At 69.9% G+C, this 10,656-nt stretch carries 9 protein-coding genes; 7 read left to right on the forward strand and 2 right to left on the reverse strand.

The genetic code is table 11. From position 1 onward, the window contains the following. The 7 genes from BDK63_RS03985 to BDK63_RS04015 all read left to right on the forward strand — a co-directional run bounded on the left by BDK63_RS03985 (position 1) and on the right by BDK63_RS04015 (position 7,965). Positions 1–1,347, forward strand: coding sequence for a glutamine synthetase family protein (locus BDK63_RS03985; RefSeq protein ID WP_183330037.1), 1,347 nt, complete (start codon positions 1–3; stop codon positions 1,345–1,347). 130 nt (positions 1,348–1,477) lie between these two features. Then, the gene (locus tag BDK63_RS03990; protein WP_183330038.1) at positions 1,478–2,581 is read left to right on the forward strand and encodes a polyamine ABC transporter substrate-binding protein; all 1,104 of its coding nucleotides are present in this window, start codon (positions 1,478–1,480) and stop codon (positions 2,579–2,581) included. 92 nt (positions 2,582–2,673) lie between these two features. Further along, the gene (gene potA, locus BDK63_RS03995; protein WP_183330039.1) at positions 2,674–3,858 is read left to right on the forward strand and encodes a polyamine ABC transporter ATP-binding protein; all 1,185 of its coding nucleotides are present in this window, start codon (positions 2,674–2,676) and stop codon (positions 3,856–3,858) included. A 24-nt stretch (positions 3,859–3,882) separates the two neighbouring features. Then, positions 3,883–4,794, forward strand: a complete 912-nt coding sequence (locus BDK63_RS04000) for an ABC transporter permease subunit (RefSeq protein ID WP_183330040.1) — start codon at positions 3,883–3,885, stop codon at positions 4,792–4,794. Position 4,795: 1 nt separating this feature from the next. Continuing rightward, entirely contained in the window at positions 4,796–5,632 is an 837-nt protein-coding gene (locus tag BDK63_RS04005) for an ABC transporter permease subunit (RefSeq protein WP_183330041.1), read from the forward strand. Positions 5,633–5,778: 146 nt separating this feature from the next. Then, entirely contained in the window at positions 5,779–7,071 is a 1,293-nt protein-coding gene (locus BDK63_RS04010; RefSeq protein WP_183330042.1) for an NAD(P)/FAD-dependent oxidoreductase, read from the forward strand. A gap of 291 nt (positions 7,072–7,362) precedes the next feature. Beyond that, complete coding sequence (locus BDK63_RS04015; protein WP_183330043.1) at positions 7,363–7,965, forward strand: glycine zipper 2TM domain-containing protein; 603 nt, start codon at positions 7,363–7,365, stop codon at positions 7,963–7,965. Between the two features lie 22 nt (positions 7,966–7,987). On the opposite strand, the gene BDK63_RS04020 is transcribed toward BDK63_RS04015, so the two are convergent. Together BDK63_RS04020 and BDK63_RS04025 are read right to left on the reverse strand one after the other, a co-directional pair. Next, entirely contained in the window at positions 7,988–9,277 is a 1,290-nt protein-coding gene (locus tag BDK63_RS04020; RefSeq protein ID WP_183330044.1) for an NAD(P)/FAD-dependent oxidoreductase, read from the reverse strand. Then, entirely contained in the window at positions 9,270–10,646 is a 1,377-nt protein-coding gene (locus BDK63_RS04025) for a glutamine synthetase family protein (RefSeq protein ID WP_183330045.1), read from the reverse strand. Before BDK63_RS04025 ends, BDK63_RS04020 begins: the two co-directional genes overlap by 8 nt. Between the last annotated feature and the right edge of the window lie 10 nt (positions 10,647–10,656).

Here is a 10,656-nt window from a genome sequence, read left to right on the forward strand (position 1 = left end):
ATGAAAGACCTGGAAAGCTGGCTCAAGGAGCGGCATATCACCGAGGTGGAATGCCTGGTCTCGGACATCACCGGCATCGCCCGCGGCAAGATCGCCCCGGTCTCGAAGTTCGTGGCCGAGAAGGGCATGCGCCTGCCCGAGAGCGTGCTGCTGCAGTCGGTGACCGGCGACTACGTCGAGGACGAGCTCTACTACTCGCTCCTCGACCCGGCCGATATCGACATGGTCTGCAAGCCGGACCCGGATGCCGCCTACCCGGTGCCCTGGGCGCTGGAGCCCACCGCCCAGGTGATCCACGACTGCTTCGACAAGATGGGCAACCCCATCGAGCTCTCGGCACGCAACCAGCTCAAGAAGGTGCTGGCGCTCTATGCCGAACAGGGCTGGCAGCCGGTGGTGGCCCCGGAGATGGAGTTCTACCTGACCAAGCGCTGCGAGGACCCCGACCTCCCGCTGCAGCCGCCCATCGGCCGCAGCGGGCGCCAGGAGACCGGCCGCCAGTCCTTCTCCATCGACGCCGCCAACGAGTTCGACCCGCTGTTCGAGGACATGTACGACTGGTGCGAGGCCCAGGGGATCGACATCGATACCCTGATCCACGAGGAGGGCACCGCCCAGATGGAGATCAACTTCCGTCACGGCAGTCCCCTGGTGCTGGCCGACCAGGTCTTCCTGTTCAAGCGCACCATGCGCGAGGCGGCGCTCAAGCACGACGTGGCGGCCACCTTCATGGCCAAGCCGGTGACCAACGAGCCGGGCAGCGCCATGCACATCCACCAGAGCGTGCTCGACGCGAAGAGCGGCCGCAGCGTCTTCTCCAACGACGACGGCACCATGAGCCAGCTGTTCCTCCACCACCTCGGCGGGCTGCAGAAGTTCATTCCCGAGGCGCTGCCGCTGATGGCCCCCAACGTCAACTCCTTCCGTCGCTTCCTGCCCGATACCTCCGCCCCGGTGAACGTGGAGTGGGGGGAGGAGAACCGCACCTGCGGGCTGCGCGTGCCGGATTCCACGCCCCAGAATCGCCGCGTGGAGAACCGCCTGCCGGGTGCCGACGCCAACGCCTACCTGGCCATCGCGGCGAGCCTGCTGTGCGGCTACCTGGGCATGATCCAGAAGGTCAATCCCTCGGCCCCGGTGCAGGGCCGCGCCTTCGAGCGGCGCAACCTGCGCCTGCCCTTCACCCTGGAGCAGGCCCTGGACCGCATGGAGCACTGTGCCGAGCTCGAGACCTACATGGGCAGCAAGTTCGTCACCGGCTTCGTGGCGGTGAAGCGGGTGGAGAACGAGAACTTCAAGCGGGTGATCAGCTCCTGGGAGCGGGAGTTCCTGCTGCTCAGCGTGTAGCAGGCCGCCGTGCGCCCGCGGGCGCACTCGCCAGCGTTGAGACCGCCGCGAGGCAGGCTGGGTACGCTGGGTCACAGTCGGACGAGCCGTTGGGGCTGCCGATAACAACAAGCGACGAAGAGGTGACAGGATGATGCACAGCAAGCGACTCTCCCTGGCCGTGGCCACCGCCAGCCTGGCGCTGGCCGCCGCCGCCGCCCAGGCCAACGAGGTACGCATCTACAACTGGTCGGACTACATCGCGCCGGACACCCTGGAGAAGTTCACCGAGGCCACCGGCATCGAGGTGGTGTATGACGTCTACGACAGCAACGAGGTGCTCGACGCCGCGCTGCTGGCGGGCCGCTCGGGCTACGACGTGGTGGTGCCCTCCAACCACTACCTCACCCGCCAGGTCAGCGCCGGGGTCTACCAGGAGCTGGACCACGACAAGCTGCCCAACCTGGCCAACCTCAACCCCGACCTGATGGACGACCTGGAGTCTGTGGATCCCGGCAGCCGCTACTCGGTCCCCTACATGTGGGGCACCAACGGCATCGGCTACAACGTCGACCGGGTCACCGAGATCCTCGGCGAGGACGCGCCCACCGACTCCTGGGCGCTGATCTTCGAACCCGAGGTGACCGCCGCGCTGCGCGAGGGGGGCTGCGGCATCTCCATGCTCGACTCCGGCGACGAGATGCTCTCGCCGGCCATGGCCTACCTGGGCCTCTCGCCGCTCTCCGAGGAGCGCGAGGACCTGGAGGCCGCCGGTGACCTGATCGCCGCGGTGCGCGACAACATCACCTACTTCCACTCGTCGCGCTACATCTCGGACCTCGCCAACGGCGACATCTGCGTGGCGGCGGGCTACTCCGGCGACATCTTCCAGGCCGCCGATCGTGCCGAGGAGGCCGGACGCGACTTCACCATCGCCTACAGCATCCCCAAGGAGGGCGCGGCGCTGTGGTTCGACATGATGGCGATCCCCGCCGACGCGCCGAACCCCGACAACGCCCACGCCTTCATCAACTTCATCCTCGAGCCCGAGATCGCCGCCGCGATCACCGAGTACGTGGTCTATGCCAACCCCAACCGGGCGGCCAACGACTACCTCGACCCCGAGATCCTCGCGGACACCTCGATCTATCCCGACCAGGCGGTGATGGACAACCTCTACGTGGCCGAGGAGAAGCCGCTGGCCGTGCAGCGGATCCGCACCCGGGTCTGGAATCGCGTCAAGTCCGGCATGTAGCCATGACCGGCCGGCCCGCCGGGCCGGCCCCCGACAGTCGCGGCGGCCCGGCAGCGGGCCCCGCGCCAGACAACTGCCACGGAGACCCCACCATGGCCCCATCCCAGACGGCGCTCTCGGGTCGCGAGCGACCCGACGCGGCGGCCGACACCGCCCGGCCCGGGAGCGCCCCCGGCCGTCGTCCCAGCGACGACGTGCTGGTCGAGATCCGCCGCATCACCAAGCGCTTCGACGGGGCGCTGGCGGTGGACGACGTCAACCTGACCATCCGCCGGGGGGAGATCTTCGCCCTGCTGGGGGGCTCCGGCTCCGGCAAGTCGACCCTGCTGCGCATGCTGGCGGGCTTCGAGAAGCCCAGCGACGGGCAGATCCTCCTCGACGGCCAGGACATCACCGCCATGCCGCCCTACGAGCGGCCCATCAACATGATGTTCCAGTCCTACGCGCTCTTCCCGCACATGACGGTGGAGCAGAACATCGCCTTCGGCCTCAAGCAGGACCGGCTGCCCCGGGACGAGATCCGCGACCGGGTCGCCGAGATGCTCAAGCTGGTGCACATGGAGGCCTTCGCGAAGCGCAAGCCCCACCAGCTCTCCGGCGGCCAGCGCCAGCGGGTGGCGCTGGCGCGGTCACTGGCCAAGCGGCCCAAGCTGCTGCTGCTGGACGAGCCCATGGGCGCGCTGGACAAGAAGCTGCGCACCGAGATGCAGCTCGAGGTGGTGCAGATCCTCGAGCGGGTCGGGGTGACCTGCATCATGGTCACCCACGACCAGGAGGAGGCCATGACCATGGCCGACCGGGTGGCCATCATGGCCGATGGCTGGATCGCCCAGGTCGGTACCCCCATGGATGTCTACGAGAGCCCGGCGAGCCGCATGGTGGCCGAGTTCGTCGGCACCGTGAACCTCTTCGAGGGGGAGATCGTCGCCGACGAGGCCGACCACTGCATCATCGAGAGCCCCCAGCTGGGCCGGCGGATCTACATCAGCCACGGGGTCAGCACCCAGGCCGACGAGCGGCGGGTGTGGGTGGCGGTGCGCCCGGAGAAGACCTGGCTGGGTCGCGAGACGCCCGAGGGCGACTACAACTGGGCGGCGGGCACGGTGGAGGACATCGCCTACCTGGGCGGGCTCTCGGTCTACTTCGTGCGCACCGAGCAGGGCCACCTGGTCAAGGTCAGCATGACCAACGTCGAGCGGCGCGGCGACCGGCCGAGCTGGGACGACCGCGTGTTCATCCACTGGGACGACCGCAGCGCCGTCGTCCTGCATGACTGAGCCCGGCTCAAGGTGAGGTCCGACATGACGCCATCTCCCGTCCCGCGGCTGCGCCGCTGGCTGCGCCCGCGCCGCGGCTGGGTCATCGCCGTGCCGCTGGTGTGGCTGACGCTGTTCTTCCTGGCGCCCTTCGCCATCGTGCTCAAGATCAGCCTCTCGGAGGCGGCCATCTCGGTGCCGCCCTACGCGGCGATCCTCGACTACAGCGCCGAGACCCTCAACGTTGCCCTCAACCTCGGCAACTACCTGTTCCTGCTCTCCGACTCCCTCTACGTGTCGGCCTACTGGGGCTCGGTGAAGATCGCCTTCCTCTCCACCGTCTTCTGCCTGCTGATCGGCTACCCCATGGCCTACGCCATGGCCCGGGCGCCGGCGCGCTGGCAGCTGGTGCTGCTGCTGCTGGTGATGCTGCCCTCCTGGACCTCCTTCCTGATCCGCGTCTACGCCTGGATGGGGATCCTCAGCAACACCGGCCTGCTCAACAACCTGCTGCTGTGGGTCGGGCTGATCGATTCGCCGATCCGCATGATGAACACCAACTTCGCGGTGATGCTGGGCATCGTCTACGCCTACCTGCCGTTCATGATCCTGCCGCTCTACGCCAACCTGACCCGGCTCGACGGCTCGCTGCTGGAGGCCGCCTCGGACCTGGGCTCGCGGAAGTTCAACACCTTCCTCAAGGTGACCCTGCCGCTCTCGAAGGGAGGCATCATCGCCGGCTCCATGTTGGTGTTCATCCCCGCGGTGGGGGAGTACGTGATCCCCGAACTGCTCGGCGGCCCCAACACGCTGATGATCGGCAAGGTGCTGTGGGAGGAGTTCTTCCACAACCGCGACTGGCCGGTGGCCTCGGCGCTCGCCATGGTGATGCTGCTGCTGCTGCTGATCCCCATCGCGCTGTTCCATCGCTACCAGTCCTGCGAACTGGAGGAGTGACATGACCCGCAAGCCCTCGTTCACCACGGTGATGCTGATCCTCGGCCTGCTGTTCCTCTACCTGCCGATGGTCGTGCTGGTGTTCTACTCCTTCAACTCCTCGCGGCTGGTCACGGTGTGGGCGGGCTTCTCCGGGCGCTGGTACCTGGAGCTGCTGCGCGACCGCCAGATCCTGGCGGCGGTATGGACCAGCCTGCGCATCGCCTTCTTTGCGGCCTCCATGGCGGTCTGCCTGGGCACCCTGGCGGCCTTCGTGATGACCCGGTTCGCCCGCTTCCGCGGCAAGACCGCGCTCTCCAGCATGGTCACCGCACCGCTGGTGATGCCCGAGGTGATCACCGGCCTGTCGCTGCTGCTGCTGTTCGTGCAGATGGCCCAGATCATCGGCTGGCCGGCCGACCGCGGCATGGTCACCATCTGGATCGCCCACACCACCTTCTGCAGCGCCTACGTGGCGGTGGTGGTCTCGTCGCGGCTGCGCGAGGTGGATCGCTCCATCGAGGAGGCGGCCATGGACCTGGGCGCGCCGCCGGTGAAGACCTTCTTCCAGATCACCCTGCCGGTGATCGCCCCGGCCCTGGCCGCCGGCTGGCTGCTGGCCTTCACCCTGTCGCTTGACGACCTGGTGATCGCCAGCTTCGTCTCCGGCCCCGGGGCCACCACCCTGCCCATGGTGGTGTTCTCCTCGGTGCGCATGGGCGTCTCGCCCAAGATCAACGCCCTGGCCACCCTGATCATCCTGACGGTGTCGCTGGCCACCTTCCTGGCCTGGTACTTCATGCGCCGCAGCGAGGCGCGCCGCCGCCAGGCCCTGGCGGCGGCGGAGGAGGGGGCCTGAGCCGGCCGGGGCGGGCGCTCCAGCGGGGCGCGGCAGCCTTCCTCCTCGAGTGTTGAGCAATCCATGTCACGTGGATTGTAGTGTCACCGCCTGTGCGGGTATCATCGTTAATATCCGTTGATTAAAATCACCATCCGGGAGCTCCCATGTCTGTCTCGTTCGACCGCGGCCATGCCGCATCCTGGTATGCGGCGACCGCCAACCCGGCGCCGGAGCGCCCCGCCCTGGACGGCGAGATCACCTGCGATGTCTGCGTGGTGGGGGGCGGCTTCACCGGCATCTCCGCCGCCCTGCACCTGGCCGAACGCGGGCTCTCGGTGGTGGTACTGGAGGCCGTGCGGGTCGGCTACGGCGCCTCCGGGCGCAATGGCGGCCAGATCGTCAACAGCTACAGCCGCGACATGGACGTGATCGAGGCGAAGTACGGCGCCGAGACCGCACGGGCGCTCGGCGACATGGCCTTCGAGGGCAACCGCATCATCCGCGAGCGCGTGGCGCGTTACGGCATCGACTGCGACCTCGCCGACGGCAACCTCTTCGCCGCCTGCAACGCCAGGCAGCTGGCGGGGCTGCGCGAGCACCAGGCGCTCTGGGAGCGCTACGGCTACCGGGAACTCGAGCTGCTGGAGGGCGAGGCGCTGAAGCGCGAGGTGAACAGCGAACGCTACGTGGGCGCGCTGGTGGACCACGGTGGCGGCCACCTGCACCCCCTCAACCTGGTGCTGGGCCAGGCCGCGGCGCTGGAGTCGCTGGGCGGGCGCATCCTCGAGCACTCCCCGGTCACCGCCGTGGAGCACGGCGAGCCCGTCACGGTGCGCACCGCCGGCGGCTGCGTGCGCGCCGAGCGGGTGGTGATGGCCGGCAACGCCTACCTGCGCGGCGTGCTTCCCGAGATCGAGGGGCGCTCGATGCCCTGCGGGACCCAGATCATCACCACCGAGCCGCTGGGTGAGGCGCGGGCCCGCGAGCTGATCCCCAACGGCCTGGCGGTGGAGGACTGCAACTACCTGCTCGACTACTATCGCCTGACCCGCGACAACCGCCTGCTCTACGGCGGCGGGGTCAACTACGGCGGCGACGACCCCGCCGACATCGAGGGCGTCATCCGGCCCAAGATGCTCAGGACCTTTCCGTCGCTTGCCGACGTGAAGGTGGAGTACGCCTGGAGCGGGACCTTCCTGATGACCCTGAGCCGCCTGCCCCAGTTCGGGGTGGTCAACGGCAACGTCTACTACGCCCAGGGCTATTCCGGCCACGGCGTGACCTGCACCCATCTGGCGGGCAAGCTGATCGCCGAGGTGATGCACGGCCAGGGCGAGCGCTTCGACGCCTTCGCCGGCCTTCCCCACCTGCCGTTCCCCGGCGGGCGCCTGCTGCGGGTGCCGCTCTCGGCACTGGGCGCCTGGTACTACTCGACCCGCGACCGCCTGGGCCTCTGAGGCCGGCCTGTCCTCGACCGTGGTCCGGTCGCCCGCGACCTCCACGCCGCGGCGTCCGGTGCGGGTGTCGCCGCGGGGAGACAGTCGGTCAGATAATGTGGAAGCCGGCCACCACGGCTCCCGCGGGCGGTCCGTAGGCCTATACTGTGGCACGACCGGGCGGAGCAGGATGCACCGCCCCTCATCGTCCTTTCTTTTCCCTTCGTCATGCACGCCTGGAGCGAGCCTGCGGCCACGAGGCCTTGAATCGTCAGTCCAAGAGGCGCCCCTGCGCCCTCCAGGAGGTGAACAATGAGCAAGTCGATAATGGTAGGAACCACCCTGGCCGTGCTGGGTCTTGGCGGCCTGGCCTTCGGTGCCTGGCAGGTCCAGCAGCAGGAGCGAGGGCCGGAGTACGCCGAGATCGTCGGCGTCGAGGCCCTGTCGCGCAGCGTGGAGACGCCTCGCGAGGTCTGCGAGGAGGTGGTGGTGCAGGTCGCGCCCCAGGCCGCCCCGAGTCAGGGGGGAAGCCGCGACCCCCACCGGGTGGTCGGCACCGCCGCGGGGGCCATCGTCGGCGGCCTGCTGGGCAACCAGGTGGGCGGCGGCAGCGGCAAGAAGCTCGCCACCGTGGCCGGCGCCGTGGGCGGCGGCCTGGCCGGCCGCGAGGTGCAGGAGCGCGTCGAGGCGCGCCAGCACGCCCAGGCGGCCCAGTCCCAGGCGCCGCAGACCACCACGCGCCAGGAGTGCCACACCGTGGTGGAGACCCATCAGGAACCCGACGGCTACGAGGTGACCTGGCGCTACGGGGAGGTCATGCAGACCAGCCGCCTGGACCGCGCGCCCCAGGGGGATCGTGTGCCCCTCGAGGAGGGGCAGCCGAACTGGGAAGCGGCGATCCCCGCGGAGGGGTGAGGCGAGGCGGGCGGCGGCGCGCTCAGCGCAGCCGTTCCCGCAGCCGGTAGTAGCCCATGCCGGCGGCCAGCAGGGCGTTGCCCAGGCGGTCGCCGAAGGGGACCCGCCAGTGCCTCACCTCGGCGAAGGCGTCGAAGGCCTCCAGGCTGCCGCCGACCGCCTCGGCGAGGATCTCGCCGACGATGTGGGAGGTGGCGATGCCGTGCCCCGAGTAGCCCTGGGCGTAGTAGACGTTGGGGGACAGTCGGCCCAGCATGGGCACGCGATTGATCACGATGCCCGCCATGCCCTGCCAGGCGAAGTCGATCGCTACCCCCTCGAGCTGCGGAAAGGTGTGCTCCAGGCGCGGGCGCAGCTCGGCGGCGATGTCCGGCGAGTGGCGTCCCGAGTAGTTGGCCCCGCCGCCGAACAGCAGCCGGCGGTCGGCGGTGAGCCGGTAGTAGTCGAGCACGAAGCGGGTGTCGTAGACCGCGAGGTCCTCGGGGTTGATCGCGGCCGCCGTGGCGGCGTCCAGCGGGGCGGTGGCGACGATCCCCAGCGAGGCCGGGAAGAGCCGGCCGCCCAGCCGCCGCCGCTCCAGGCGGTGATAGGCGTTGCCGGCCAGGATCACGCTGTCGGCGACCACCCGGCCGCGCTCCGTGACCACCGCCGGCGCCGCCCCGTGGGTGATCTCCATCACCGGCGAATCCTCGAAGATCAGCGCGCCGAGCCCCGCGGCCGCCCGGGCCTCGCCCAGGCAGAGGTTCAGCGGGTGCAGGTGCATGTTGTAGTCGTTGCGCAGGGCGCCATGGTAGCGCCGGGTGCCGAGCAGCTCACCGACCCGGTCCCGGTCCAGCCAGGCGACGTGGTCGCCCATGCCATGGGCCTGGCAGGCCTCGAAGTCGTCCCGCAGCGCCGCCAGGTGGCTCGGCTGCCAGGCGGCCTGCAGGTGGCCGTGCTTGAGGTCGCAGCGGATGGCGTAGGTCTCGACGCGGCGGCGGATGATCTCGTGGCCCCGCCAGCGCAGGTGCCAGATGAAGTCCGCGGCCTCCTCGCCCAGGGTGCGGCGCATCTGCCGCCGCATGGTCGCCTCCCCCGAGAGGCTGCCGGTGACCTGGCCGCCGTTGCGCCCGCTGGCCCCCCAGCCGATCCGGTTGGCCTCGACCACCGCGACCCGATAGCCCCGCTCGGCGAGCTCCACCGCCGTGGCCACGCCGGTGAAGCCGCCGCCGACGATGGCCACATCGACGCGGTGCTCGCCCTCCAGGCGCGGATAGCCGGATGCCTCGACGATGGAGGCGGCGTAGTACGAGGGGCCGAGGGGCTCAGACATGGCGCAGGTACCAGTCGTGCTCGAGGCGACTGACGTGCTGCATGGCCTGGTCGCGCTCGGCGCGGCGGTTGGCCAGGAACACCCCGAGGAAGTCCTCGCCCAGCGCCGCGTTCAAGGGCTCGCTGGCCTCGAGCAGGTCGAGGGCCTGGCACCAGCTGTTGGTGAGGCTGGGCGGGAACTGCTCGTAGGCGTTGCCGGTGACCGGCGCGGGCGGGCTGAGCTCTCCGGCCAGGCCGTGCTCGATGCCGGCCAGCAGCGCCGCCATCAGCAGGTAGGGGTTGGCGTCCGCCCCCGCCACGCGGTGCTCGAGGCGACGCGCCGCGTTGGGGCCCGAGGGGATGCGCACCGCCACCGAGCGGTTGTCGAAGCCCCAGGTGGGCGCCATGGGCACGTAGAGCCCCGGCTGGAAGCGGCGGAAGGAGTTCAGGTTGGGGGCGAACAGCGCCATGCTGGCCGGCATCAGGTCGAGCAGCCCGGCGATGGCCTGCTTCAGCGCAGGGGTGCCGAGCGGGTCCCCCGCCTCGGCGGCGAAGACGTTGTCGCCGGCCGCATCCAGCAGGCTGACGTGGACATGGGTGCCGTTGCCCGCCTCCAGGCCGTAGGGCTTGGCCATGAAGGTGGCCTCGACGCCGTGGTTCTGCGCCACCCCCTTGATCAGCCGCTTGAGCAGCACCGCGGCATCGCAGGCGGCCAGGACGTCGGCGCCGTGCCGGAGGGTGATCTCGAACTGCCCCGGGGCGCACTCCTTGAGCATGGTGTCCAGGGGCAGGCCCTGGACCTCGGCGGCGGCCTGCACCTCGCCCAGGAAGGCGGCATACTCGTCGAGCTCGGTGACCGAGTAGAGCTGGCTCTGGGACGCCCGCTCGCCGGTGGCCGGCGAGCACGGCGGCTGGATCATGCCCCGTTCACCCCGCTCGCGGTCCACCAGGTAGAACTCCATCTCCACGGCGACCACCGGGGTCAGGCCGCGGGCCGCGAGACGCTCCAGCCGGCGGGCCAGCACGCGACGCGGTTCGGCGAAGAAGGGCGTGCCGTCGGCCTCCTCCATCGCCATCAGCAGCTGGGCCTGGCGGCCCCCGCGGCGCCAGGGGGTCGGCATCAGGGTGCCCGGCAGGGGCCGGCAGACCCGGTCGCCGTCGCCGATCGCCAGCCCCAGGCCGGTCTCCTCGATGGTGTTGCCGAGGATGTCCAGGGCGTACACCGAGGCGGGCAGGTTGATGCCCTGGGTGTAGGCCTTCTCCAGGCTCTCGCGGCCGATGCGCTTGCCGCGCAGCACGCCGTTGAGGTCGCTGATCAGCAGGTCGATGGCATCGACCTCGGGGTGGCGGGCGAGAAAGGCCCTGGCCTCGGCGGCGGCATCTGACGACATGACGATAGAA

The sequence above is a fragment of the Halomonas campaniensis genome (genome assembly GCF_014193375.1).
GTDB lineage: Bacteria > Pseudomonadota > Gammaproteobacteria > Pseudomonadales > Halomonadaceae > Halomonas > Halomonas campaniensis.